Below are 23,412 nucleotides of genomic sequence, written 5' to 3' on the forward strand. Positions count from 1 at the left end.
CTTCCTGCGAGTCACACAGCCCCTAACCGATTGCCGCGCGCCCTGTCGATAGAAGGTAGGGTTCCATCAGGCGGATCAGACCGCCCATTCCGCCGGATCGTGCTCCAACCCGATCAGCGCGAGACCGTGCGCGATGGACGTCAGTTCTCCGCCGGTCGCGATCCGCTCGGCACCGAACCGGCGTTCGAATATCGCGCGAATTGCGGGGATGAGGGACGATCCGCCTGTGAGGAACACCCGGTCGATGGCGCCGGCGTCCAATGCGGCGTCTGCCAGGGCCTGATCGACCGTCTCCTCGATCCGCGCGACATCCGGCGCGATCCAGCGCTCGAACTGGGCGCGCGTCACATCGGCATCGATCGCCAGATCATCGCTCTCGAAGCGGAAATGCGCTCCATCCTCGCTCGACAGCGCACGCTTGAGCTGGCCGACTGCATCGTAGAGCGCATAGCCGAGCTCCCGCTCGATGATGGCGATCATCCGGCCGATAGCGGCAGGATCGACGGCAGCGCGCTGCAGCCGCGCCAGCTCTTCCATGGTCCGCCGGTTGCGCATCAGGGCGAGCCGCGACCAATCGGCAAAGTCCGCGAAATGGCTCCGGGGGATCTCCAGAACCTTGTCGAAGGAGCGATAGCTGCTGCCCTTGCCGAGCATGGGAAGCACGAGATGATCGACGATGCGATAGTCGAACCGGTCGCCCGCAATACCGATACCGGCATGACCCAGCGGTTCGCAGCGCCGCCCGTCGCCGGCGGGGCGCATCCGCACGATGGAAAAATCGCTCGTCCCGCCGCCAAAGTCCGCGACCAGCACAGTCGCCGGCTCGGACAGGCGGCTGGCAAAGCTGAAGGCGGCGCCGAGCGGCTCATAGACATAGTGGATGTCCGTGCCGAAGGTGCGGAACATGGCATCGTAGCGCGTGCGGGCCAGCGCCTCATCCGGTCGCGACCCGGCATAGCGCACCGGCCGTCCAACCATGATGCGCTCAGGGCGACCGTCTGGCCCCGTACCCAGCGCGCGTCCGGCATGCGCAACCATACGGTCCAGAAATGCCTCGCCCAACTGCTCGAAGGTCATGCGCTGGTCGAAGATGCTGGCTTGGTCGAACAGCGGACTGGCCGCGACCGACTTGAATGACTGGATGAATCGCGAGCCTTGTGGAAATTCCAGATATTCCGCGATGGCCCACGGCCCCGCCTCCCGCGCCAGCGCTGCCCGGCGATCGCCCTCTTCCCAGAAGCAGAGCGCGGACCGGAAGACAGCGCCCGTCGCCACGTCGCCTGCGAACTCCACCATGGTCGACGTGCCACCCTCGGCGATCGCGGCGACGCTATTCGTCGTGCCGAAGTCGAAGCCCATCGCGCGGGCCGGCGTGCCGGTCGCCATATCAATCACCTTCCTGAAAGCGGGCCGGCGCCTATGGCAGCGTAGACCCGGCGCGGCAAGGTCCGTCAGGCGAAGGCCGGCGCCTTGCGGAGATGGGAATAGGCCGCGATCACGTCTTGCAGCGCTTTCTCATGCGCGCGGTCGCCGCCATTATGGTCCGGATGAAAGCGGCGGACCAACTCGGTATAGCGGGTGCGCAAGGCGCGCCGGTCGGCATCGGTCGAAAGGCCGAGCGTCTTGAGGGCAGACCGATCCGCGCCGGACAGCGGCTTGCCATCCTGCCTTTGCGCGGTTTCCGCTGCCCGCATCTTGAAGCGCGCGCCAATGGCATCGAGCGGATCGGAGAAATCGGCCCAGCGCGGCGGCGGCGTGCCACTCGCTGCGGCGGACGAAAAAGCCCGCGTCTCCCGCTCCCAGCCGCCATAAGGGCGCTGCGCCTGCGTGATCTCCTCCGGGCTCATGCCCTTGAAGTAATTATATTCGGTGTTGAACGCGCGGATGTGATCCAGGCAGAACCAGCGCCATTGCGGCGGACCATCGGGTGCGCCGCGCTTTTCCTCGGGCGGCGCGCGGAACTCACCTGCTTCCATGCAGCCGGGATGCGAGCAGCGGCGCGCCTCACCTTCCACGCGACCGTGAAAGCGCGTGTGGCGGCGCGATGCACCCTGATTGAACCCCGACCCTGACACGACTGTCTCTTCCCTGTGGCTGCGTGACCCAAAACGCTTATATAGGGCGCATGGTTGACGCTTCGCTAGGCCCGGTCGGGCAAGAGATCGCACAGCGGCTGGAAAATGCCCTGTCCCCGCAACAGCTCGCCGTCATCAATGACAGCGCCAAGCATCGCGGGCATATGGGCGATGATGGCAGCGGCGAAAGCCACTTCACCGTGGAGATCGTCGCCGACTCCTTCACCGGCCAATCCCGCGTTGCGCGGCAGCGCATGGTCAACGCGGCGCTCGCCGATCTGCTGCGTGAGAAGGTGCATGCCCTCGCCATTCGAGCCCGCGCCCCGGGTGAATGAGCAGGTGAATGAGCGGGGCGTGACCCGTCGCGCGAAACGTCCAGCGGCCCGCCTGCTGGTCACCGATCCGCAAGGACGGCTGCTGCTCTTCCGCTTCACGCCCGATGATCGCCCGCCTTTTTGGGTGACGCCCGGCGGCGCGGTCGATCGGGGCGAAACCTTTGAGCAGGCCGCGCGGCGCGAACTGCGCGAGGAGACAGGGCTCGACCTCGAACCCGGTCCGCTCGTGGCGGTGCGCGATGTCACCTTCGTCACGCTCGAGGGCATTCCCGTCGATGCCGAGGAGCGCTTTTACGCGGTCCCCGTCGCGGAGGCGCGAATCGACACGGCGGGTCACACCGATCTCGAGAAGGCCGTCATGCTTTCGCACCGCTGGTGGACGCCACAGGAACTGGCGGCCCATGACGAGGCCTGGTATCCGGTCGATTTGCTGGACATCTGGCAGGAGCTGCTCGCCGGCACCGTGCCGTCATGACCGGCGAAACGCGGGCAGGGCTGCTGGAAGGCTGGCGCGCGCATCTCGCCGAAGGCCGGCGCCGCTCGCTTCACACCGTGCGCGCCTATGTCTCCACCGCCGAACGCCTGCTCGACTGGATGGCGGACATGGACGGCCGCGCGCCGACATCGGCGGCCATCACCACGCTGACGACAAGCGATCTGCGCGCCTTTCTGGCGGCGCGCCGGGCGGAAGGCATCGGCAACAGTTCGGCGGCGCGGGAGCTCTCTGCCCTGCGCGCCTTTCTGCGGTTTGTGGGCGGCGAGGGCGCCACGATTCCGGTGATGCGCGGGCCGCGCGTTAAGCCCGGCGTGCCGCGACCGATCAGCCCGGATGAAGCCGTCGCGCTCGCCGAGGACATTGCCGAAACCGCGCGGGACGGATGGATCGGGGCGCGCGACTGGGCCGTGCTGATGCTGCTCTACGGCGCGGGCCTGCGCATCAGCGAAGCCTTGGGACTGACCGGCGATGCCCTGCCGCTGGGTGAAACGCTGCGGGTGCTGGGCAAGCGGAGCAAGACGCGGGTGGTGCCGCTGCTGCCGCAAGTGCGCAGCGCGATCGAGGAATATATCGCGCTCTGCCCCTATCCGACGCGCAAGGACGCACCCCTGTTCCGGGGCGCGCGCGGCGGCCCCCTTTCCCCGGCGCTGATTCGTCGCGCCGTTCAGGGGGCACGCGGGCGCCTTGGCCTGCACGATCGCACGACGCCGCATGCGCTGCGCCACAGCTTCGCCACCCATCTGCTCGGGCGCGGCGCGGACCTGCGCTCACTGCAGGAACTGCTCGGTCATGCCAGCCTGTCCTCGACGCAAATCTACACGCAGGTCGATGCGGCGCATCTGCTCGATGTCTATCGCAACGCGCACCCGCGCGCGGAAGGATAAGACATTACGGCCGGTCGCGCGGCTCGCACTTCCAAGTGAACAGCCGCCAAAGATAGCCGACGACCAGAAACGCCACCGCGATATTGGTCAGCGGACCAAGATAATCATCGATGCGCTCGAACCGCACGCCAAGATAATAGCCCGCGCCCACCAGTATCACGTTCCAGATCAGCGCGCCGCCGGTCGTCCAGATGACGAAGCGCCAGAACGGCATGGCGAACAGCCCCGCCGGCAGCGAGACGATCGTGCGGAACACCGGCATGAAGCGGAAGATGAAGACGATCTTGTCGCCATGGCGCAGAAAAATCCGCTCCAGCCACTCGACCTCCCGCCAGCGCACCGTCGCCCAGCGACCATAGCGCTCCACCAAGGGCCGCAGTCGCGCATAGCCGAGGCATAGCCCCAGATGATACCAGAAAAGATTGCCCACCGTGGTGCCGATGGTCCCCGCTGCCAGCAGCGGCACTATGTCCATCTTCCCCTGACCAACGCGAATGCCGCCAATGCCCATGATCAACTCGGAAGGGATGGGCGGAAACACATTTTCCAGCACCATCAGCAAAGCGATGCCCCAATAACCGCCGGCATCGATCAGATGAACGACCCAATCGCTCATCTGTCGTCACCCATCATCAACATATCAATCATCTGGTTGTCGCAGCAGCCTCAGGCCGCCCGCTCCGCCAGGCGACGCTCGACCGCATCCCAGATCATGCCGCCGGTATCCGTGCCGTTGAAGGCGTCGATGGCGACAATGCCGGTCGGTGACGTCACGTTGATTTCCGTGAGCCACTTGCCGCCGATGACGTCGATGCCGACGAACAGCAGGCCGCGCTCCTTGAGCTCCGGCCCCAGGGCGGCGCAGATTTCCTGCTCCTCCGCCGTCAGCTCGGTCTTGGCGGCGGTGCCGCCGGCAGCGAGGTTCGAGCGAATCTCGCCCTTGCCGGGAATACGATTGATCGCGCCGGCCACTTCGCCATCGACGAGCACGATCCGCTTGTCGCCCTGCGCCACGTCCTTGAGGAAAGCCTGCACCATGAAGCTTTCGACCCACATCTCGCCGAAAAGTTCCACCAGTGCGGCGAGATTGGCGCCATCTGCGCCGATGCGAAACACCGCCGAGCCGGCATTGCCGTACAGCGGCTTCACGACGATCTCGCCATGCTCGGTAAGGAAATCGCGCGTTTCCTCAAGATTGCGCGTGATCATCGTCGGCGGCATGAAGCGCGCGAAATCCAGCACGAACAGCTTTTCCGGCGCGTTGCGCACGGCCACTGGATCGTTCACGACCAGCGTTTCGCTGGTGATCCGCTCCAGCAAATGTGTGGCGGTGATATAATTGAGGTCAAAAGGCGGGTCCTGGCGCATCCAGACCACATCGACATCGCGGCCGAGGTCCAGTCGGATCGTCTCGCCGAAGCGATAATGGTCGCCCTCCACACGCTGCACCGTCACCTCGCGCGCCTGCGCATAGAGCCGTCCGCCGCGCCAGCTCAGATCATCGGTGCGATAATGATAGAGCCGGTGCCCCCGCGCCTGAGCGGCGATCATGATATGGAAGGTCGAATCGCCGGCAATATTCAGCGACTCCATCGGGTCCATCTGCAGAGCGACCTTGAGCGACATCCGTTCTTACCTTCCACCGTTCGGGCTGCTTCAAGCCCTGTTCTTGTTCTGAACCGAGACCCTGACACGCGACGCAATCGGGACCGCAGGCGCTAGCCGCCGTGCCAGACATTTTCCAGATGGCGTGGCCGATGACCCGGCGCAAGCAGCATCACGTCGATGCGCATGTCATCATCCGGCCCCAGCCAGTTATGGGCGACCGCTTCCGCCGCCGCCGCAACGCGCGCCAGCCGCCGCTCGTCGATGGCCTCATCGAGCAGCGCCTCGCTGGCCCGCGTCTTCACTTCGACAAAGGCGACGATCTTGCCGCGCCGGGCAATCAGGTCGATCTCCCCGGCGCGGGTACGCACCCGCCGCGCAAGAATGGTCCAGCCCTTGAGCCGCAACCACCAGCCCGCGATCCGCTCGCCCTGCCGGCCCCGCTTCTCGGCCGCAAGCCGCGCCGGCGTGGGCGGACTGCCTTTCACTTTCCCTTGAGTTCCATGGCGCGCGCGTAGAGCGCCTTGCGGTCCGCCCCCAATGCGCGGGCGACCTCACCCGCCGCCTGTGAGACGGTCAGCCGCTCCAGCGCCTCGCGCAGCGCCGCATCGATCTCGTCGGCTTCCGGCGCGGCGCGCTCTCCCGGCGGGCCGACCACCAGCACAATCTCGCCCCGCGGCTCCTTCTGCGCGCAGGCCGCCGAGAGCTCGGTCAGCGTGCCGGTCAAGCTTTCCTCATAGGCCTTGCTGATCTCTCGACAGAGCGCGGCCGGACGATCGCCGAGCACGGCCGCCATGTCCGCCAGCGATGCCGCGCAGCGCGGCCCGCTCTCGTAGAAAACCAGCGTCGCACGGAGCGCCACCACTTCCATCAGCGTATCAGTGCGGGCCTTCGTCTTTGGGGGCAGGAAGCCCATGAACAGAAAACGGTCACTGGGGAGGCCGGAGAGCGTGATCGCCGCAATGGCCGCGCAGGGACCGGGCACCGTATTCACGGATCGGCCCGCCGCACGGGCGTCTCGCACCAGCTTGTATCCCGGATCGGAGATGAGCGGCGTTCCTGCGTCCGAGAGCAGCGCCACCGCTTCGCTCGCCATGCGCTCGACCAGACGGGCGCGAACCCGCTCATCGCTGTGGTCATGGTAGGGAATCATGGGCCGGTCGGACCCGGCATGGCGCAGCAATTTGGCGCTCACGCGGCTGTCCTCCACGGCCACCACGTCCGCACCCTGCAGCACGGCGGCAGCGCGGGGCGAGAGGTCGGACAAGTTGCCGATCGGTCCCGCAACGATATATAGGCCAGGCTCAAGTGAAGCGGACATGAGGTGTGCCATGGCAGAGAGGAGCCTTGCGGGGCAAGTGAGGTTCGACATCGCGGCTGGAGGCACCCCGACGCCCCGTCGCATTCTGCAGGGCATTGTGCTGATCGGCGCCATGCTGCTGGCGGCCTGTACGCGCGTGGTGCCGCCGGCGCAGCAGCCTGCTCCGCCGCCCAAGACACAGCAGCCGGATGTGACGCAGGGCCTGCCGACCGATACGGAGCGGCACCGCATTGCCCTGCTCGTGCCGATGAGTGGCACAAATGCCGGCGTCGGGCGCTCGCTGGCCAATGCCACCACCATGGCGTTGCTGGATACCAAGACCGAGCGGCTGCGCGTCACCACCTATGATACCGGGCGCAACCCGGCCGAGGCGGCGCGCAAGGCCGTGGCGGAGGGCAACAAGCTCATCCTCGGCCCGCTGACGGCGGACGAGGTGCGGGCCGTCGCGCCGATTGCGCGCGCCGCCAACATTCCGGTGCTGAGCTATTCCAATGACGAGAGCGTCGCTGGCAACGGCGTCTATCTGCTCGGCTACAGCCCGGAGCAATCGGTCTCGCGCGTCGTGCGCTTTGCAAGGGCGCGCGGCCTGAGCGATTTCGCAGCGCTCGTGCCGCGCGGCGTGTATGGCGAGCGGGCCGGCAAGGCATTTCTCAGCGAGGTGAAAGCCGCCGGCGGCACGGTCGTGGCGATGGAGACATTCGATCGCTCGGCGAATTCGGTTCAGTCCGCAGTCCAGCGCCTGTCGGCCAGTTCCAGCTATGATGCGCTGCTGATCGCCGATGTCGGTCGCATCGCGCTGCAAGCCGCGCCGCTGGTCCGCACGGCTGGCGCCAGGGATGCGCGCATCCTCGGCACCGAACTGTGGGCGACCGAAGCAGGTTTGTCCGCCAGCACGGCGCTGCGCGGTGCCTGGTATGCCGGCGTATCCGATGGGTTGTATCGCACGCTCGCAACCAAATATCGCTCGACCTACGGCGCCGCGCCATATCGCCTCGCGTCGCTGGGTTATGATTCGGTGCTGCTCACCGTGCGGATCGCGCAGGACTGGAAGCCCGGGAGCGCCTTCCCCGCAGCGCGACTTCGCGATGCCGAGGGCTTCGCCGGCATCGACGGCGCCTTCCGCTTCGGCCGGGACGGGATCGCCGAGCGCGCACTGGAAGTCCAGCAGGTCGGCGCCAGTGGATCGACGGTGGTGGATACCGCGCCCAAGGGCTTCGGGCGGTAGATCGCGCCGCCCTGCGAGCCAAAGAAAAGGGCCGCTGCCTCCCGGGAGACAGCGGCCCTTCTTATTGAAATGCGGCAGGTCCTAGAGGATCGACTGACCCGTCTTCTCCCAGTCCGAAGCGAAAGCGGCGAGGCCCTTGTCGGTCAGCACATGGTTGACCAGCGACTTGATGACCGCTGGCGGCGCCGTAATCACGTCCGCACCGATCTTCGCGCATTCGAGCACATGGATGGGGTGACGAAGCGAAGCCGCGAGAATCTCGGTCTCGAAGGCGTAATTGTCGTAGATCAGCCGGATGTCCTCGATCAGCCGCATGCCATCGAAGCCATTGTCATCGTGCCGTCCGACGAAGGGCGAGATGAACGTCGCGCCTGCCTTGGCGGCGAGCAGGGCCTGATTGGCCGAGAAGCACAGGGTCACATTGACCTGGCAGCCATCCTGCGTGAGCGCCTTGCAGGTCTTGAGGCCATCGATGGTGAGCGGCACCTTGATGCAGACATTCTCGGCGATCTTCCGGAGCACAGCGGCTTCCTTCATCATCGTCTCATGATCGAGCGCCACGACTTCTGCTGAGACGGGGCCATCGACCAGCCCGCAGATTTCTTCCACCACTTCGAGGAACTTGCGGCCCGATTTGTGGATGAGGCTGGGATTGGTCGTCACGCCGTCCAGCAGGCCGGTGGCGGCAAGCTCGCGAATGTCGGCAGTGTCGGCGGTATCGACGAAGAATTTCATGGCCAGAGGTTCCCGGTTGTGGAGAGATTGGCGCCGCCTATAGCGCCGCACGCCCCCGGATGTAAGGCCCGCCTGCCGTGCGGAGGCGCAAGCGAGGCCGACGATGCCATTTCCTCCGAGCCAGACAGTCTCTAAGGCCGGAGCATGACCCGCGCCCGGATCATTCTGCTCAACGCCGCGCTAGGCCCGCTCGATTACCGGGTGCCGCATGGCATGAGCGTGGAGCCCGGGCAGATCGTCGTCGCCCCGCTGGGTCCGCGCCCCATGATCGGCGTGGTGTGGGAAGCGGACCGCTTTCCGGACGTCGCGCCGGTCGGCGACAATCGTCTGCGCCCCATTACCGGCGTGCTGGATGCGCCGCCTTTGCCCGCTTCGCTGCGCCGCCTCATCGAGTGGACGGCGGATTATTATCTCGCCCCGCCCGCTGCCGTGCTGCGCATGGCGCTCGCCTCCATGTCCGCGCTGGATGGCGAGAAGACAGTGGTGGAATATCGTCCAACCGGCGCCGTGCCGGATCGGCTGACGCCCCAGCGCGCGCAAGCGCTGGAACGCATCGGCGAGCGTCAGGGGCTGGTGCGTGAACTTGCCGCCATTGGCGAAGTCAGCGACGCGGTGATTCGCGGGCTGGTAAAGCAGGGCGCGCTGGAGGCTGTCGAAGTCTCCACCGATCAGCCCTATCCCGATCCGGACCCCGACTTCGTGACCGTCACGCTCAGCGCCGACCAGCAGGCCGCGGCCGACAGGCTGACAGAGCATGTTCGCGCCCATGCCTTCCAGACCGTCCTGCTTGATGGCGTCACCGGATCGGGCAAGACGGAGGTGTATTTCGAGGCGCTGGCCGAGACTCTGCGGCAGGGCAAGCAGGCGCTGGTGCTGCTCCCCGAGATCGCGCTGACTGAGCCGTTTCTCGACCGGTTCACCGCCCGCTTTGGCTGTGAGCCGGTGCCCTGGCATTCCGGCCTCAAGCAATCCGACCGGCGTCGCGCCTGGCGGGCGATCTCACGCGGCGAGGCGCAGGTGGTGGTGGGCGCGCGCTCGGCGCTGTTCCTGCCTTACCCCAAGCTCGGCCTCATCATCGTGGACGAGGCTCATGAGACCAGCTTCAAGCAGGAAGAAGGCGTGCGCTACCATGCGCGGGACGTTGCGGTGATGCGCGGCATGTTCGAGAGCTGCCCGATCATCCTCGCTTCGGCGACGCCGGCCATCGAGACGCGCCATCAGGTCGCTCTGGGGCGCTATGAAGAGATTGCCCTGCCCAGCCGGTTCGGCGGCGCCGAACTGCCGGAGATCATCGGCCTCGATCTGACGCGCGACCCGCCCGACCGGGGACGATGGCTCGCGCCGCCGCTGGTCAAGGCCATGGCGGAGACGCTGGAGCGCGGCGAACAATCTTTGCTGTTCCTCAACCGGCGCGGCTATGCGCCGCTCACCCTGTGCCGCCATTGCGGCCATCGCTTCCAGTGCCCGCACTGCACCGCCTGGATGGTCGAGCATCGCCTGACCCGGCGCCTCGCCTGCCATCATTGCGGCCACAGCATCCCCACGCCCGACGCCTGCCCGGAATGCCATGAAAGCGATGCACTGGTCGCCTGCGGCCCCGGCGTCGAGCGTATCGCGGACGAGGTGAAGCTGCTCTTCCCGCAGGCACGCACCGCCATCGTCACCTCCGACACCTTATGGTCTCCGGCTCGGGCGGCTGCCTTTGTGCGGGACGTGGCGGGCGGGGCCGTGGATATCATCATCGGCACGCAACTGGTCACCAAGGGCTATCACTTCCCCGAACTGACGCTCGTCGGCGTGGTCGATGCCGATCTTGGGCTGGATGGGGGCGACCTGCGTGCCGCCGAGCGCACCTATCAGCAGATCATGCAGGTCTCGGGGCGCGCGGGGCGTGGCGAGAAGCCTGGACGGGTCTTCATCCAGACCCGCGCCTCGGAGACACCGGTGATCCGCGCCCTGCTCGACGGCGATGGCGCGCGCTTCTACGCGATGGAGACGGAAAGCCGGCGAATAGCCAACGCGCCGCCGTTCGGGCGCTTCGCGGCAATCATCGTCAGCGATGCCGACGGCGCGCTGGCCCGCGAGACGGCCCAGCGAATCGGTAAGATTGCGCCGCATCAGGATGGTCTGGACGTTTATGGGCCAGCCGAAGCGCCGCTGGCCGTGCTGCGCGGTCGACACCGGTTCCGATTGCTCGTCCACGCGCGGCGCGGGGTGGATTTGCAGGCCATCGTCCGCAAATGGCTGGGCCAGATCGATTGGAAGTCCACGACGCGGGTGAGTGTGGATATCGATCCCTACAGCTTCGTCTGATTGCGAACGGCGCTGTAGTGAAACAGCCGCTCCTCGTTACGAAGAGCGGCTGCATCTTAATCTACGGACCGATGGAGATCAGGTCGTGCGCGGCTTTAGGGTCGGGCGGACGGTCGTCCCGCCGAAGCTATAAATCGTCTGACGCGCAGGGGCTTGCGGCTGGGTTGCGGGCGCTGCCGCGGTCTGGCGGTCCATCGTCGCCGGCGCAGCCTCAGGCAGAGCGCCTTGGCGCATCAGGAAGTTGGCGCGACGCAGACGGTTCTTGCGGGTAAGAAACGGGTTTTCCCGCGACGGCGCCGCCGCCACCTGTTGTTCCAGATCGCCCTCGCGGACCACAGTGGAGCGCTGCATGATCGGAGCAGAAGAATCAACCGGTGCACGGGGCGCTACGGCAGGTGCAGAGGCTGGATTCACGACCGTATCCTGCTTCGGCGTGACGACGGGTTCACGGATCACCTCCCGCTCCATCGCATCTGCTTCGATCTCCCGATCATAGGTCTTGCGGCGACGGAAGGCCATGAAGCCGGCTCCAAGCAGGACGAGCGCACCAGCACCGCCGATGATGATCGCGGTGTTATCGCTGGAAGCAGCCTCACCGGTGGTTTCAAGCGGCGCGGGTTGCGGTGTCTCATTGACCATCGGCGCCTCAGTCGCAGAGGCTGCCTCAACCGCCTGGGGTTGGGCTTCGGCCGGCGCGACAGTATCGCTGGCGACCGGCTGCGGAGCCGGTTCACGCGCTGCAGTCGGACGCGTCGATTCCGCGCGGGCACTCGATGTGCGCTCGGCAGGTGCTGAGGCGGTCTCCGCGGACGCCGGAACGACCTGACGCGCCTGGGGAGGGCTTTCAGCAGTACGGGCGGTTGTGGCCTCCGGGGCAACAATGGGCGCAGCGGTTAAGGCGCTCGATGAAGGCGCTGCCGGGCTCTGCGTGACGATCGGAGCCACGGTCGTCAGGGGCGGCGCGGTTGTCGGGAGCGGGACCGCCGTAGGCGCAGGCTGCGCATCCGGAATCACGATTTCACTACCTGCGGGATCGACCGCGGGTGGAGCGGTTCCGGCCTCCTGCGCCAGAGCCGAGGTGGAGCCAAGCGCCAAGACGGCGGCAATCGCGGTCAGCGCTGTACGAGGGGTTTCATGGTTGCGTGTCATAGTATGGGAAAAACCGCTGAACATGTCTGCTGGTTTCGCGTCCCCTGGCTGAATCCGGCCAGTTGTTAGGCAATGGCGACAAGTTGAACTGAAAATTTACTTGGCAGCCGGCGCGTAAGGCAATGAGTTTTCGTTGTTTTTTCGCCACTGATCTATTGGGGCCGACTCTATCCTCATGTTCCCCCAGAAAAGTCCTACTTCAGCCGTTTTTCCTTCTCCAGCAGGACCGTCTTGCGATCCGTCCCATAGGCATAACCGCCCAATCCGCCATCGCTGCGAAGAACCCGGTGGCAGGGAATGAGCACCGCCAGCTTGTTATCGCCACAGGCCGACCCCGCCGCGCGGACGGCAGCCGGCTTGCCGACCGCTGCTGCGATCTGCGTGTAGGTGCGCGTTTCACCGATGGGGATCGCCCGCAAGGCCGCCCATACCGCCTGCTGGAATGCTGTGCCGGCGACATCGACCGGCAGATCGACCGCGCGTGTCGGATCGTCGACCAGCGCCACGACCTGCGCTACCAATGCCGCAAAATCGGCACCCCCGGCAACGATCGTCGCGCGCGGGAAATGCCGCCGCAGGTCGCTTTCCTCCTCATCAAAGCTGATCCGGCACAGGCCCTTGTCGGTCGCCGCGACGAGCATGTCGCCCAGAGAGGTCGCCGTGACCGTGAAGCGAATCGTCACGTCCGCGCCGCCGTTGCGCCAGGCGGATGGTGTCATGCCAAGTCGCGTCCGCGCGTCGGCATAAGCGCGGCTGGGTGCTTCATAGCCGGCATCGTAGATCGCATCTGTGATCCTTTCGGTCTGGTGGAGCGCGCGCGTCAGCCGGTCCGCTCGCAGGCCGCGCCAGTAGGCCGCGGGCGAGACCCCCACGGCCCGCTTGAACAGGCGCTGGAAATGGTGGGGCGTGTAGCCGACGGCGCGTGCCAGCTCGGCCAGCGGCGGCATGACCTCACCAGCTTCCAGCAACGCCAGCGCTTGCGTGACGGCAGCGCGATCCGGCGCGACATCGTCCGGCCGGCAGCGCAGGCAGGGCCGATAACCCTCCGCTCGTGCCGCGCCGCCATCGGGCAGGATCGTGACATGCTCCGGCCGGGGGCGGCGCGCAGGACAGCTCGGTCGACAATAGATGCCGGTCGTCTTGACCGCGACGACGAAATGCCCGTCCATGCGGCGGTCGCGCGCCGCGAAGGCCGCCCATGCCGTCTCTTCATCAATGGCCGGCGCGATGGCGGGCATAGCAATTTTCCTGTCTCTTCCGCAATCGAGCGGGGGCTATCCGATGTAAGCGGGCCGGTCATGCTTACGCAAGGCGCGGGGTCAGCGGCGGGTCCTTGTCGCACCGGCAATGCGGGCAAGCTTCCCGTAAATTGCTTTCAAAGCGCGTGGACCGTGAAAACCTCTGTCGAGAGCTCGAAGGGCGCGTTAAAGGTTCCCCATGATCAAGCCTCGCACCGGACTGTTCGGTTCCTTCAAAGCGGTCCTCCACCTCGCCCTTGCGCTGCTGCTGCCTCTTGCCCTGACGCCGGCGCTGGCAGATGTGCAGGACATCGCCGCCGCCTCGCGCAGCGTCGTGCGGGTGGCGCTGGTGGCAACGGACGGCCAGAATGCCTATTTCGTCGGCCATGGCAGCGGCGTCATGATCGCGCCGGGCCGCGTGCTCACCAATGCCCATGTCGTCGAACTCGCCCGCAGTGAATCCAACATCGTCATCGGCATCATCCCGTCCGAGGGCACGAACAGCTATGGCGGCCGCATCCTGGCCTATTCGCCGGGCAATGATCTGGCCTTGCTGGCGGTCGACGATGCCCCATCGATCCCCATCGCGACCTTTCTGGCCGGCCCGGTGGAAGACGGCACGCGGGTGACCGCCATTGGCTATCCCGGCTCGGTCGATCGCGCGCAGGGCATGAGCATCGAGGATATCATCCGCCCCATGAGCGCCGTGCGCACCTCTGGCAATGTCTCGGCAGGGCGCGCCTCCCGCCAGTTCGACACCGTGCTGCACACCGCCCCACTGGCGGCGGGAAACAGTGGCGGGCCGCTAGTGGACGATTGCGGCCGCGTCATCGGCATCAACAGCTTTGGCTCGCTCTCGGACGGCAGCGATGCTGAATATGGTTTTGCGGTATCGACGCGCGAGATTGCGAGCTTTCTGCGGCAGGCCAATGTTCAGGTACGCCGATCGAGCGAAACCTGCCGATCCATGGCGGAAATCGACGCGGCCCAACAGGCCGCCGACGAGCGCGCTCGGGCTGAGGCGGCGCGACGGCAGAACGAAGCCGCCCTGAAGGACCGCGAGCGCGCCATCGCCGCGCGCGAGCAGGCCCAGCAGCAGGTCATCGCCCGGCGGGAGAACATGATTGCCATCGCCGCGCTGCTTCTCGCCGCTGCGGCTCTTACTGGTGGCGCGGCAGTGTTGGGCCAGTCGCGCGGCAACATCCGCCACGCCCGGCGCTTTGGCGGGGCGGCAGGCGTGCTGCTGCTGGCTGCAGTGCTGACCTTCGCGCTCCGACCGAGTTTCGACAGCGCCGGCGCACCGACCGAGCCGCTGCCGGATGCCGGCAATGCGGTCGGCAACGAGACGGACGGCGCTGCGTCGGCCGAAAGCGGTCGCTGGCTATGCCGGCTCGAACCGGGGCTGAGCCGAGTCACCGTCTCGGAAACGGCGGACCTGAGCTTTACTTGGACGCAGCAGGGGTGCCTTGACGGGCGCACCCAGTTCCAGAACGGAGCGACCGGCTGGTCCCGCGCCCTCGTGCCGGCTGACGAGGCCGCTGTTTCGGTGCGGCGCTTCGACCCCGGTATTGGCCGATATCGCACCGATAACTATCTCGTGAGCGCACAGAGCGCCGCCGAGATGCGCGCGCTGCGGGACAAGATCGGCTGGTCCAGCTGCTCGAGCGACCCCGAGCGGCTCGCCAAGCTGATGCAGATTCAGGGCGAGATCGAGGCGCGGCTGCCATCCAGCCCGAACGAGCGCCTCGTCTATCACTGCGAGCGGCAGGTGCCGGAGACGGCGGGACCAGGCACAGCGCCCTAAGTCCCGACGCCCTGTCCCGACGCCCGGCCTGCCCACATGGCGCTTCAGTGGCTGACGGACTGGATGCGCAGCCGCCGCCGCTTGCCGCTGCGATCCGGCCAGTTGATCGACTGACCCTCGCGCAGGCCGATCAGCGCCGCGCCGATCAGGGTGAGGATGGAGACGCGCCCGGCATTGATGTCCGCCTCGCCGGGATAGACGAGTTGGACAGACCGTTCGGCGCCGCTTTCTTCGTCGATGAACGCCACCGTGGATTGCATCCTCACAACATCGGGGCCGATCTGGCTGGCGGTCTTCACTGTCGCGCGCCCGACTTCGTCGAGCAACAAGGCGCTGACCTCGGGAAACCGGTCTTCGGCGCCGAGCGCCAGTTCGGTCAGGCGATCGGCTTCGGTGTCGATCATATGGATGGCCGGCCTGCGGCCCGCCTGTGTGCTGGTCATGGATGGATCTTTCAAGATGGAGGGCCAGCGCCACCTAGGGGGGACGCTGGGCAAGATGCGCGAATTCACCCCGACAGTCGGGGCGAGACGCACCGACTCCCGGGGCTATCGTCCCGTGAGGATCTGACCTCGATAAGATCGGTTGCCCGACAGGCAACAAGGCTGGCCAACATGCTCAGTCATGCCTGCAAGCTGTCATTGCCTGATCGGGAAGTCAATCGATGCGCCCGGGCGCGCCATCCTAGCGCCTGCGGAGCAGGCCCGCGCAGGCAGCGGCGTCCATGTCATCGCCCGCGCTGTTGCGTGCATCGACATGCGTTACGACCGGCTCCCGATTCGCAGCCGGGGGATAAAGATAGGCATCCAGCACGCACTGGCCGTTGGCGAACTGCAGCTTGCGCACTGCAGGATCGCGAATGTCCAGCCGAGGCTCCCCGAAGAGCCGTTGCAGGCCTCGCGCATCCGCCCCGACGATGCCGCCCGGCTGGGGCCGCTTAGCAGGGGCATAGCCGACCGCGGGCGCCTGGCCGCCAGTCTGCGGGACCAGCGACGCGCCGCAGCCGGAGAGGAGCAGGGCAAGCAGGGGAAAGCCAAAGCGCAAGAGCATCTGTTCAGGTCTTCCGCCGCGCGTGGAACATGTGCGCGGCCATAGCCACGCTCCAGATCGGCGCCAACAGGTTCACGACGGGTGGCAGGAATAGAAGCGCCGAAACGAGGCCCAGCTGCCAGCGCTGGCCAGCCGTGAATGCCGGGAGGCCCGGATGCCTGCCCTCGATCAGCTCGGCAAGATCGCGGCCGAGCAAATAGGCATTGAGGATGAGAAACAGGATCGGCGCGCCGACGCCTGTGACCAGCAGCGCTACATAGAGCGGCAGCACCGCCAGATTCCAGCCGACCGCGCGGCCGGCCGAGCGCAAGGCGATCCGCATTCCAGTGGCGAAAGGCACGGCCGCCGCCTGCGCATGGCGTGTGGGATAGTCCGTCTGCTCGACCACCGCCACGATGCGATCCGCATAGAGTCCAACGATGGCGATGGCCACGGCGCGAAACAGCAGCCAGCCGATGACCAGCGCGATTGCGACGGCGAGCGCTGCGCCGGCGAAACCGTCTGCATCCAGCCAGCCGGTCCGGGTCAGCAGCAGGCGCAATCCAAACCAGACGCCCGCGCCGATAAGTGCAAAGATCGCCACGGTGATGGCGAGACTCTGCCAGAGCACCGCGCGAATGCCGGGCAACAGGATTTGCGGGAGGGCGCGCAGCAAGGCGGGAAACACCATGGGACAGGTTTTGCCCGAGCACGCGCGGCGGTCAAGCGGCCGGCGTTCCTCATGCCCTGCCCCACGCTGCTTGCCGGGGCGAGATCAGGCGGATAAGGACGGGCTTTCTCCCGCCCTGCCTCATCCTTCATGAAGGAATGCCTCTTGTCCGAAGCTGTTCTTGATGTCGTCGCCATCGGCAATGCCATTGTCGATGTGATTTCCCAGGAAAACGATGCCTTCATCGCCAGCCGGGCGCTCACCAAGGGCGGGATGCAGCTGATCGATGCCGAGCAGGCCGAGGCGCTCTATGCCGATATGGCGAGCGGCCTTGAGATTTCCGGCGGGTCGGCAGCCAATACGCTGGCCGGCATGGCCGCATTGGGCAGCAAATGCGGGTTCATCGGCCAGGTCGCCGACGATCAGCTCGGCCGCATCTTCGCGCACGACATTCGCGCGCTGGGCATCCGCTATGACACAGACGTGGCGAGCGATGGTCCGCCGACCGCGCGCTGCCTCATCATGGTGACGCCCGACGCTCAGCGCACGATGAACACCTTCCTCGGCGCATCCCAGTTCCTGCCCGCGGCCGCGCTCGATCTCGACATGATCCGCTCGGCCCGCATCCTCTATCTTGAGGGCTATCTGTGGGACCCCGAGCAGCCCCGCGCCGCCATGCGCGATGCCATCGCCGCCGCGCGCGAGGCGGGCCGCGAGGTGGCCTTCACGCTGTCCGACGCCTTCGTCATCGAGCGGCATCGCGAGGATTTCATCAGCCTGATCGACGGCGGGATGATCGACATCCTCTTCTCCAACGAAACCGAGATCTGCTCGCTGGCGCAAACGCAGGACTGCGAAGAGGCCATTGCGCGCTTTGCGGACAAGCTGCCGACGCTGATCGTCACTCGCAGCGAGAAGGGCGCCATCGCCATCCAGAACGGCACCCGCTATGAAGTGGCAGCCGCGCCCGTCGAGCGGGTGATCGACACGACCGGCGCGGGCGATCTCTTCGCCGCCGGCTTCCTGACCGGCCATGTGCGTGGGCAGGACCCGACGACCTGCCTCACGCTCGGCGCCATCGCCGCTGCAGAGGTCATCTCACATTATGGCGCGCGGCCCGAGGCCGATCTCAAGGATCTGGCCGGCACGCTGCTCGCCTGAGGCTTGGCAGGCGCTGGAACACCGGCGCCTATCCTGCCCGCACCAGCAACCAGCACCGGATCGCGCTGGCGAGGTTGGGCGGCTCGCTCTGTAGAATCCGCTCGGCATCGATGCGGGCGACGAGCGCGCTCAGCGGCAGGTCTGCCGCGCGGGCGCTGTCTTCCAGCGCCCGCCAGAAGACAGGCTCCAGGCTGATCGAGGTCGTGTGGCCGGCAATGGTCATGCTGCGCTTGACCGGGCCGGCATAAAGCGGTGGCGTCTCTTCCACCGCCCGGCTCAATACATGTGCTGGCCGCCGTTGATCGACAGGGTCGATCCGGTCACGAACCCGGCATCCTCGCTGCACAGGAAGGCCACGCCGCGCGCGATTTCTTCCGCATGGCCCAGACGCCCGACGGGAATGCGCGCCACGATCTTCTCCAGCACTGCGGCCGGCACGGCCGCGACCATGTCGGTATCGATATAGCCCGGCGCGATCGCGTTGACGGTGACGCCATATTTGGCGCCTTCCTGAGCCAGCGCCTTGGTGAAGCCGTGGATGCCTGACTTGGCGGCGGCATAGTTCACCTGGCCATATTGGCCGGCTTGCCCATTGATCGAGCCGATGTTGACGATGCGGCCCCAGCCCCGCTCGCGCATGCCGGGGAAGGTGGCCTTGGCCATGTTGAAGCAGCCGCCGAGGTTGATGCGCATCACCTCATTCCAGTCCTCGAAGCTCATCTTCATGAGCACGCCGTCTCGCGTGATGCCGGCGTTGTTCACGACAACGTCGATCGGACCAAGGTCGGACGCGACCTGGGCGCAGCCATCGAGGCAGGCCTGATGATCACCCACGTCCCACGCGTAGGACCGAATGCCGGTCTTGTCCGTGAAGGCCTTGGCGCGCTCGCTATTGCCCGCATAGTTGGCAGCGACCTCAAACCCCTTCTCGCGCAGTGCCAGACTGATTGCTTCGCCGATGCCGCGGGTTCCGCCGGTCACGATCGCTACTCTGCTCATTCAATGCCTCTCCTGCGCGTCATCAAGGGTTCGGTCAAATGCTGGACGGCTCCACCCAGCCGGCAAGTTCTCGCCCGAGAAGCTGCCGATACATGGCAATAGCGTCCGCCTGAGCGTTAAGACAGGGCAAAAAGGCGAAATGCTCGCCCCCCGCGGCGACGAAGCTCTCCTTGCCGCGCAGGGCGATTTCCTCGAGCGTCTCCAGACAGTCCGCCGAGAAGCCCGGCGTCATCACCGCCACGGAGCGCACGCCCTGGCCGGGCAGCCCCTCAAGCACGGTGTCCGTCGCCGGCTCCAGCCATTTGGCGGGCCCGAAGCGGGACTGGAAGGTGACGATGATCTCACGCCCGAGCGCCTCGCCGAGCCGACGGGCCGTCTCCAAGCACTGCACATAATAAGGATCGCCCAGTTCGCGGGTGCGCTTGGGCATGCCGTGGAAGCTCACCAGCAGGCGATCCGGCGCGAATGGCAGGGCCGCCAACTGGCTTTGCGTGCGGGCGCGCAATGCTTCGATATAGGCGGGATCGTCGAAATAGGGCGGCAGGGTGCGGATGGCGGGCTGCCATCGCATCGCTTTCAGCGCCTGGCCGACCGCATCCATCACGCTCGCGGTAGTGGCGCCGCAATATTGGGGATAGAGCGGCGCGATGAGAATGCGCTCATGGCCGCTCTCTTTCAGCGCGGTCAGCCGGTCGGCAATGGATGGCGCGCCATAGCGCATCGCCCAGTCGACCGTGATCGCATCCCCCCAGATGACCCGCAAGCCCCGCGCCGTATCCCGCGTGTGCATCGCCAGCGGAGAGCCGTCGTCCGTCCACACCTGCTGATAGGCATGCGCCGACTTGCGCGGGCGCACATTGAGCACGACACCGCGCAAGATCGGCTGCCAGACTGCCTGCGGAATCTCGACGACGCGGGGATCGGACAGGAACTCGCGCAGATAGCGCTTCACCGCTGCCGGCGTCGGCGCATCAGGGGTACCGAGATTGACGACCAGCACGGCCACCCGGCCCCCTTGAGCGCCGATAGCGCTGCCCGTCACCTGCGATTCGTTCATCCATCCTCTCCCATGACCGGCAAGCGACGGTAACGTCGCCCCGTGACCGTCGCCAACGCACTGGCGAGCGCTGGCGCAACCGCCGGCACGCCGATTTCCCCAAGGCCGGACTGGGCCGCGCTGCTGTCGATGAATTCCACGCTCACCTCCCCCACATCCGCCATGCGCGGCAGGGCATAATCGCCAAGCTGCAGACCGGCTGGCAACGATCCGGCATAGGCCGGCGCGCCACCGAGCGCCATGGCGAGGCCGAAGATCAGCCCCCCTTCGATCTGCTGACGGGCGATCCCCGGATTGATCAGCTTCCCGCAATCGGCGACCGCGCAGATTTTCTTCACCGCGACCCGTCCCTGCGACAAGCCGGCCTCCACCAGCACCGCGATGTGGCCGCCAGCCATGCTGTGGCAGGCGATGCCCTGGCCGCTGCCCGGCACGCCGCCCTGCCAATCGCCAAGCGCGGTGACGGCGGTGAGGCATTGCGCCAGACGGGGATTGTTGCCGAGCAACTGCATCCGGAAGGAAAGCGGCTCGACCTGCGAGACCACCGCCAGCTCGTCGATGAAGCTCTCGGAAAAGAAGCAGCCATAGCTGTCCGCATTGCCTCGCCAGCGGCCCGTCGCCAGCGCGAGGTCGGAGGGGAAATGATCCACGGCGAAATTGGGAATCGCATAGGGCAGGTCCATACCGGAGACAGCCAGTGCATCGGCCTTGCCTGCCGTGTCGGCCCGCGCCTCCTCCCGAGTGCGGCCATGCGCGATCCGTCGCCACTGCTGGGCCAGCGTGGCGGGTGCCGCAACCTTCGCGGACCAGCCCTCGATCAGACCGGTCGGCCCCAGCTTGGCAACCATCCGCGCGCGGGCCGGCGGCCGCGGATAATCGCGGATGATGTCCTCCGCGCGGGACCACATGAGTTGCACCGGCGCATTGGCGGCACGGGCGATGAGCGCTGCCTGGACTCCGGCATCGACCTCCATCTTGAGCCCGAAAGAGCCGCCCGCTAACAGGGGATAAATGGTGACGTCGCGGGCTGACACACTCAGCGCCTTGGCCACGGCATCGCGAGCCAGCGTCGGGGCCTGGGTGGGCATCCACAGCTCCACGCCCTCCGGCCGTACGCGCGCCGTCGCCGCCATGGGTTCGAGCGCGAGATGCAGCGCCGGCGCCACATCGTAGACGGCGCTGACGACCTGCGCACCGGCAAAGACCGGCTCCAGATCACCCCGGCGGAAATAGCGCCCGCCCTGACCGCTCTCGAACGCCGCTTCCAGCGCGGTATCAATGGCTGCGTCGTCCAACTCCGGCCCATCGAGCCGGAACACGGGATCGAGCCGGCTCAGCGCCTGATTCGCCGCCCACCAGGTGCGGCCGGTCACCGCGACCCAGCCTGCCTCCTGCACGATGTCGATCATGCCGGGCACCGCGCGCGCCGCCGCCTCGTTGATCGATTCGAGCGCGATGGCGTTGACTGGCCCCTGCCGAATCGAGGCATAGATCATGTCCGGCAACCGAATGTCGGCCGCGTAATTGGCCGATCCGTCGATCTTCGCCGGCACATCCAACCGGGGCGCTTCGGTGCCGATCAAGGCATCCTCGCGCCCTTCTGGCCGGAAGGGCAGCGGCTCGGGCGGCGTGAAAGCGGCGGCCTCCTCGGCCAGCGCGCCGATCCGCGCCTTGTTCGTCCCATCGCTGACAATCCCCGCGACAATGTCGCAGCTTTCCCAGCCGACGCCCCAGCGATCGGCCGCCGCCATGCAGAGCAGCACCCGCGCGGTTGCACCGGCCTCGCGCAAGGCGTCGCGGAAATTGGCAACCGAGGTCGCCCCGCCCGTCAGGACCAGATTATACCGACGCGCATATTCCTCGATCGCCCGATCGCTGAGATCCCCGAACTGCTCGGTGACCGGTCCGGAGAACCATTGCCGCAGGAGCGTGGGATTGGCGTAAAGCGGTCCGGGCGGGGCGGGCTGGACCGCGACGGTGCGCCAGTCAGCGCCGAGTTCATCCGCAACGAGTTGCGCGAACAGCGTGAAGACTCCCTGCCCCAGCTCCGCTTGCGGCACCATGACGATGACCTGCCCGTTCCGGTCGATCTTCAGGAACGCGCCGAACGCGGTCTCGCTCTCCGTCGTGTCAGCCGTCTGCGTATAATCGCGGGGCCAGAGCCCCCAGGCCAGAGCCAGTCCGCCGCCCGCCGCCGCCCCGATCAGAAGCGTTCGGCGGTTGATGGATGAACGCAGCCCCTTGCCGGACTTCTCTGCGCCGCCGCTGCTGCCCATCCTGTTGCGCGGCGTCCGCATCAACCGGCCGTGGCGCCCGACCCGTTTCGATCGAGCCAGCGGGCGACGCGCTCGGCAATGGCGCGGAATGGCTGACCGGCCACGCCCTCATCCGCGGCGGGCGGTTTGCCGGCATCCGATGCGGTGCGGACGGCGATATCCAGCGGCACGCGCCCGAGGAACGGCAAGCCCATTTGCGCGGCGCTCGCTTCTGCTCCGCCGGACCCGAACGGATCGGACACCTCCCCGCAATGCGGACAGACATAGCCCGCCATATTCTCCACCATGCCGATGACCGGCACCTTCGCCTGATCGAAGAAGCTCACCGCGCGCGTCGCGTCGATCAACGCCAGATCCTGCGGCGTGGAGATGATCACCGCCCCGGCCGGCTTGTAGCGCTGGATCATGGTAAGTTGCACGTCGCCTGTGCCCGGCGGCAAATCGACCACCAGAAGGTCGATGCCCTGCCAGTCCGCATCCAGCAATTGCCCGAGTGCATTGCCGGCCATCGGCCCACGCCAGGCAATCGCCTGCCCCTTTTTGGCCAGATGCCCCATGGACAGCATCGGGATGCCATAGGCGTTCTGCACCGGAAACAGGCGGTTGCCTTCCGCCTTGGGTTTGGCATCCTCGCTGTCCAGCAGGCGGGGCAGAGAGGGGCCATAAATGTCCGCATCCACCATGCCGACACGCTTGCCGAGCGCCTTGAGGGCGACGGCGAGGTTGACCGAGAGCGTCGACTTGCCGACCCCGCCCTTGCCCGACCCCACCGCGATGATCGTGGGGCGCGCGGCGCGTTCCGCCGTCATCGCGACCCGGACATCCTCCAGACCGAATTCGCTGGTCCCCGCGGCAACGAGTTGCGCAGCAAGGGAATCACGCTGCTCTGCGTCCATTCCGCTCACATCCAGCACCAGGCTGAGGACATTGTCGCGCATGCGAAGTCCCCCGGCGCGGCCCGCTGCCAGGCCTTCGATCCGGGCGGTGAGAGCGGGAGGAAGGGCGGACGCATCATCGATCGGAGAGTCAGTCATGCGGGC

At 66.7% G+C, this 23,412-nt stretch carries 24 protein-coding genes; 7 read left to right on the forward strand and 17 right to left on the reverse strand.

The window, feature by feature from the left end; genetic code table 11:
- Nucleotides 1-75: 75 nt before the first annotated feature.
- Together M2332_RS10175 and M2332_RS10180 are read right to left on the reverse strand one after the other, a co-directional pair.
- Nucleotides 76-1,386 (reverse strand): Hsp70 family protein, encoded by a 1,311-nt coding sequence (locus M2332_RS10175; protein ID WP_264573954.1) that lies wholly within the window; start codon nucleotides 1,384-1,386, stop codon nucleotides 76-78.
- 65 nt (nucleotides 1,387-1,451) lie between these two features.
- Nucleotides 1,452-2,075, reverse strand: coding sequence for a J domain-containing protein (locus M2332_RS10180; RefSeq protein WP_264573955.1), 624 nt, complete (start codon nucleotides 2,073-2,075; stop codon nucleotides 1,452-1,454).
- 50 nt (nucleotides 2,076-2,125) lie between these two features.
- On the opposite strand from M2332_RS10180, the gene M2332_RS10185 reads away from it, so the two are divergent.
- Genes M2332_RS10185 through M2332_RS10195 form a run of 3 tightly spaced genes read left to right on the forward strand, consistent with a single transcriptional unit; the run spans nucleotide 2,126 to nucleotide 3,790 of the window.
- Nucleotides 2,126-2,410 carry a BolA family protein gene (locus M2332_RS10185; RefSeq protein ID WP_181561141.1) on the forward strand — a complete coding sequence of 95 codons (285 nt, stop codon included), beginning with the start codon at nucleotides 2,126-2,128 and terminating at the stop codon, nucleotides 2,408-2,410.
- A complete protein-coding gene (locus M2332_RS10190) occupies nucleotides 2,373-2,885 on the forward strand; it encodes an NUDIX hydrolase (RefSeq protein WP_264573956.1) in 513 nt (170 codons plus the stop codon). The genes M2332_RS10185 and M2332_RS10190 overlap by 38 nt, the downstream gene beginning before the upstream one ends.
- Nucleotides 2,882-3,790 carry a tyrosine recombinase XerC gene (locus tag M2332_RS10195; RefSeq protein ID WP_264573957.1) on the forward strand — a complete coding sequence of 303 codons (909 nt, stop codon included), beginning with the start codon at nucleotides 2,882-2,884 and terminating at the stop codon, nucleotides 3,788-3,790. The genes M2332_RS10190 and M2332_RS10195 overlap by 4 nt, the downstream gene beginning before the upstream one ends.
- 4 nt (nucleotides 3,791-3,794) lie before the next feature.
- Here M2332_RS10195 and M2332_RS10200 read toward each other — a convergent pair whose 3' ends face one another.
- The 4 genes from M2332_RS10200 to rsmI form a co-directional block, all read right to left on the reverse strand.
- Nucleotides 3,795-4,406 (reverse strand): DedA family protein, encoded by a 612-nt coding sequence (locus M2332_RS10200; RefSeq protein ID WP_264573958.1) that lies wholly within the window; start codon nucleotides 4,404-4,406, stop codon nucleotides 3,795-3,797.
- A gap of 50 nt (nucleotides 4,407-4,456) precedes the next feature.
- A complete protein-coding gene (gene gshB / locus M2332_RS10205) occupies nucleotides 4,457-5,416 on the reverse strand; it encodes a glutathione synthase (protein WP_264573959.1) in 960 nt (319 codons plus the stop codon).
- A 92-nt stretch (nucleotides 5,417-5,508) separates the two neighbouring features.
- Entirely contained in the window at nucleotides 5,509-5,883 is a 375-nt protein-coding gene (locus tag M2332_RS10210) for a YraN family protein (protein ID WP_264571693.1), read from the reverse strand.
- A complete protein-coding gene (rsmI, locus tag M2332_RS10215; protein WP_264573960.1) occupies nucleotides 5,880-6,716 on the reverse strand; it encodes a 16S rRNA (cytidine(1402)-2'-O)-methyltransferase in 837 nt (278 codons plus the stop codon). The genes M2332_RS10210 and rsmI overlap by 4 nt, the downstream gene beginning before the upstream one ends.
- A 10-nt stretch (nucleotides 6,717-6,726) precedes the next feature.
- Here rsmI and M2332_RS10220 point away from each other — a divergent pair, with 10 nt between their 5' ends.
- Nucleotides 6,727-7,941: a penicillin-binding protein activator gene (locus M2332_RS10220; RefSeq protein WP_413715954.1), complete on the forward strand. Its 1,215-nt coding sequence runs from the start codon at nucleotides 6,727-6,729 to the stop codon at nucleotides 7,939-7,941.
- 81 nt (nucleotides 7,942-8,022) lie between these two features.
- Here M2332_RS10220 and fsa read toward each other — a convergent pair whose 3' ends face one another.
- Nucleotides 8,023-8,676, reverse strand: coding sequence for a fructose-6-phosphate aldolase (fsa, locus tag M2332_RS10225; protein WP_181561134.1), 654 nt, complete (start codon nucleotides 8,674-8,676; stop codon nucleotides 8,023-8,025).
- 144 nt (nucleotides 8,677-8,820) lie between these two features.
- Here fsa and M2332_RS10230 point away from each other — a divergent pair, with 144 nt between their 5' ends.
- A complete protein-coding gene (locus tag M2332_RS10230; RefSeq protein WP_264573961.1) occupies nucleotides 8,821-10,989 on the forward strand; it encodes a primosomal protein N' in 2,169 nt (722 codons plus the stop codon).
- Between the two features lie 78 nt (nucleotides 10,990-11,067).
- On the opposite strand, the gene M2332_RS10235 is transcribed toward M2332_RS10230, so the two are convergent.
- Together M2332_RS10235 and ada are read right to left on the reverse strand one after the other, a co-directional pair.
- Nucleotides 11,068-11,628, reverse strand: a complete 561-nt coding sequence (locus M2332_RS10235; RefSeq protein WP_264573962.1) for an LPXTG cell wall anchor domain-containing protein — start codon at nucleotides 11,626-11,628, stop codon at nucleotides 11,068-11,070.
- Between the two features lie 704 nt (nucleotides 11,629-12,332).
- Complete coding sequence (ada, locus tag M2332_RS10240) at nucleotides 12,333-13,376, reverse strand: bifunctional DNA-binding transcriptional regulator/O6-methylguanine-DNA methyltransferase Ada (protein WP_264573963.1); 1,044 nt, start codon at nucleotides 13,374-13,376, stop codon at nucleotides 12,333-12,335.
- Nucleotides 13,377-13,575: 199 nt separating this feature from the next.
- On the opposite strand from ada, the gene M2332_RS10245 reads away from it, so the two are divergent.
- Nucleotides 13,576-15,180, forward strand: coding sequence for a S1C family serine protease (locus M2332_RS10245; protein WP_264573964.1), 1,605 nt, complete (start codon nucleotides 13,576-13,578; stop codon nucleotides 15,178-15,180).
- A gap of 44 nt (nucleotides 15,181-15,224) precedes the next feature.
- On the opposite strand, the gene rnk is transcribed toward M2332_RS10245, so the two are convergent.
- The 3 genes from rnk to M2332_RS10260 all read right to left on the reverse strand — a co-directional run bounded on the left by rnk (nucleotide 15,225) and on the right by M2332_RS10260 (nucleotide 16,900).
- Nucleotides 15,225-15,623 carry a nucleoside diphosphate kinase regulator gene (gene rnk / locus M2332_RS10250; protein WP_264571686.1) on the reverse strand — a complete coding sequence of 133 codons (399 nt, stop codon included), beginning with the start codon at nucleotides 15,621-15,623 and terminating at the stop codon, nucleotides 15,225-15,227.
- A 241-nt stretch (nucleotides 15,624-15,864) separates the two neighbouring features.
- Nucleotides 15,865-16,230 (reverse strand): hypothetical protein, encoded by a 366-nt coding sequence (locus M2332_RS10255; RefSeq protein WP_264571685.1) that lies wholly within the window; start codon nucleotides 16,228-16,230, stop codon nucleotides 15,865-15,867.
- A 4-nt stretch (nucleotides 16,231-16,234) separates the two neighbouring features.
- Nucleotides 16,235-16,900, reverse strand: a complete 666-nt coding sequence (locus tag M2332_RS10260; RefSeq protein ID WP_264573965.1) for an EI24 domain-containing protein — start codon at nucleotides 16,898-16,900, stop codon at nucleotides 16,235-16,237.
- Between the two features lie 129 nt (nucleotides 16,901-17,029).
- On the opposite strand from M2332_RS10260, the gene M2332_RS10265 reads away from it, so the two are divergent.
- Nucleotides 17,030-18,040 (forward strand): adenosine kinase, encoded by a 1,011-nt coding sequence (locus M2332_RS10265; RefSeq protein ID WP_264573966.1) that lies wholly within the window; start codon nucleotides 17,030-17,032, stop codon nucleotides 18,038-18,040.
- A gap of 28 nt (nucleotides 18,041-18,068) precedes the next feature.
- Here the strand turns inward: M2332_RS10265 and M2332_RS10270 are convergent, their stop codons facing one another.
- The 5 genes from M2332_RS10270 to M2332_RS10290 are packed head-to-tail and all read right to left on the reverse strand — an operon-like array spanning nucleotide 18,069 to nucleotide 23,406.
- Nucleotides 18,069-18,308, reverse strand: a complete 240-nt coding sequence (locus tag M2332_RS10270; RefSeq protein WP_264573967.1) for a ribbon-helix-helix domain-containing protein — start codon at nucleotides 18,306-18,308, stop codon at nucleotides 18,069-18,071.
- An 8-nt stretch (nucleotides 18,309-18,316) separates the two neighbouring features.
- Nucleotides 18,317-19,039 (reverse strand): acetoacetyl-CoA reductase, encoded by a 723-nt coding sequence (gene phbB, locus M2332_RS10275; RefSeq protein ID WP_181561125.1) that lies wholly within the window; start codon nucleotides 19,037-19,039, stop codon nucleotides 18,317-18,319.
- A gap of 34 nt (nucleotides 19,040-19,073) precedes the next feature.
- A complete protein-coding gene (gene hemH / locus M2332_RS10280; RefSeq protein ID WP_264573968.1) occupies nucleotides 19,074-20,096 on the reverse strand; it encodes a ferrochelatase in 1,023 nt (340 codons plus the stop codon).
- Nucleotides 20,093-22,372 (reverse strand): xanthine dehydrogenase family protein molybdopterin-binding subunit, encoded by a 2,280-nt coding sequence (locus M2332_RS10285; RefSeq protein ID WP_264574942.1) that lies wholly within the window; start codon nucleotides 22,370-22,372, stop codon nucleotides 20,093-20,095. The genes hemH and M2332_RS10285 overlap by 4 nt, the downstream gene beginning before the upstream one ends.
- 20 nt (nucleotides 22,373-22,392) lie before the next feature.
- Nucleotides 22,393-23,406 carry an Mrp/NBP35 family ATP-binding protein gene (locus tag M2332_RS10290; protein ID WP_319801486.1) on the reverse strand — a complete coding sequence of 338 codons (1,014 nt, stop codon included), beginning with the start codon at nucleotides 23,404-23,406 and terminating at the stop codon, nucleotides 22,393-22,395.
- Nucleotides 23,407-23,412 lie beyond the last annotated feature (6 nt).

It is taken from the genome of Sphingobium sp. B11D3A, assembly GCF_025961695.1.
Lineage (GTDB): Bacteria > Pseudomonadota > Alphaproteobacteria > Sphingomonadales > Sphingomonadaceae > Sphingobium.

Excerpts from the sequence above, each read along its gene's own strand:
- M2332_RS10195 (WP_264573957.1), top strand. The coding sequence starts at position 2,882 with ATGACCGGCGAAACGCGGGCAGGGCTGCTGGAAGGCTGGCGCGCGCAT.
- M2332_RS10175 (WP_264573954.1), bottom strand. The coding sequence starts at position 1,386 with ATGGCGACCGGCACGCCGGCCCGCGCGATGGGCTTCGACTTCGGCACG.
- gshB (WP_264573959.1), bottom strand. The coding sequence starts at position 5,416 with ATGTCGCTCAAGGTCGCTCTGCAGATGGACCCGATGGAGTCGCTGAAT.
- M2332_RS10255 (WP_264571685.1), bottom strand. The coding sequence starts at position 16,230 with ATGCTCTTGCGCTTTGGCTTTCCCCTGCTTGCCCTGCTCCTCTCCGGC.
- hemH (WP_264573968.1), bottom strand. The coding sequence starts at position 20,096 with ATGAACGAATCGCAGGTGACGGGCAGCGCTATCGGCGCTCAAGGGGGC.
- M2332_RS10230 (WP_264573961.1), top strand. The coding sequence starts at position 8,821 with ATGACCCGCGCCCGGATCATTCTGCTCAACGCCGCGCTAGGCCCGCTC.
- rnk (WP_264571686.1), bottom strand. The coding sequence starts at position 15,623 with ATGACCAGCACACAGGCGGGCCGCAGGCCGGCCATCCATATGATCGAC.
- M2332_RS10260 (WP_264573965.1), bottom strand. The coding sequence starts at position 16,900 with ATGGTGTTTCCCGCCTTGCTGCGCGCCCTCCCGCAAATCCTGTTGCCC.
- rsmI (WP_264573960.1), bottom strand. The coding sequence starts at position 6,716 with ATGTCCGCTTCACTTGAGCCTGGCCTATATATCGTTGCGGGACCGATC.
- M2332_RS10245 (WP_264573964.1), top strand. The coding sequence starts at position 13,576 with ATGATCAAGCCTCGCACCGGACTGTTCGGTTCCTTCAAAGCGGTCCTC.
- M2332_RS10235 (WP_264573962.1), bottom strand. The coding sequence starts at position 11,628 with ATGGTCAATGAGACACCGCAACCCGCGCCGCTTGAAACCACCGGTGAG.
- ada (WP_264573963.1), bottom strand. The coding sequence starts at position 13,376 with ATGCCCGCCATCGCGCCGGCCATTGATGAAGAGACGGCATGGGCGGCC.
- M2332_RS10285 (WP_264574942.1), bottom strand. The coding sequence starts at position 22,372 with ATGGGCAGCAGCGGCGGCGCAGAGAAGTCCGGCAAGGGGCTGCGTTCA.
- M2332_RS10220 (WP_413715954.1), top strand. The coding sequence starts at position 6,727 with ATGGCAGAGAGGAGCCTTGCGGGGCAAGTGAGGTTCGACATCGCGGCT.
- fsa (WP_181561134.1), bottom strand. The coding sequence starts at position 8,676 with ATGAAATTCTTCGTCGATACCGCCGACACTGCCGACATTCGCGAGCTT.
- M2332_RS10290 (WP_319801486.1), bottom strand. The coding sequence starts at position 23,406 with ATGACTGACTCTCCGATCGATGATGCGTCCGCCCTTCCTCCCGCTCTC.
- M2332_RS10265 (WP_264573966.1), top strand. The coding sequence starts at position 17,030 with ATGAAGGAATGCCTCTTGTCCGAAGCTGTTCTTGATGTCGTCGCCATC.
- phbB (WP_181561125.1), bottom strand. The coding sequence starts at position 19,039 with ATGAGCAGAGTAGCGATCGTGACCGGCGGAACCCGCGGCATCGGCGAA.
- M2332_RS10190 (WP_264573956.1), top strand. The coding sequence starts at position 2,373 with ATGCCCTCGCCATTCGAGCCCGCGCCCCGGGTGAATGAGCAGGTGAAT.
- M2332_RS10185 (WP_181561141.1), top strand. The coding sequence starts at position 2,126 with ATGGTTGACGCTTCGCTAGGCCCGGTCGGGCAAGAGATCGCACAGCGG.
- M2332_RS10200 (WP_264573958.1), bottom strand. The coding sequence starts at position 4,406 with ATGAGCGATTGGGTCGTTCATCTGATCGATGCCGGCGGTTATTGGGGC.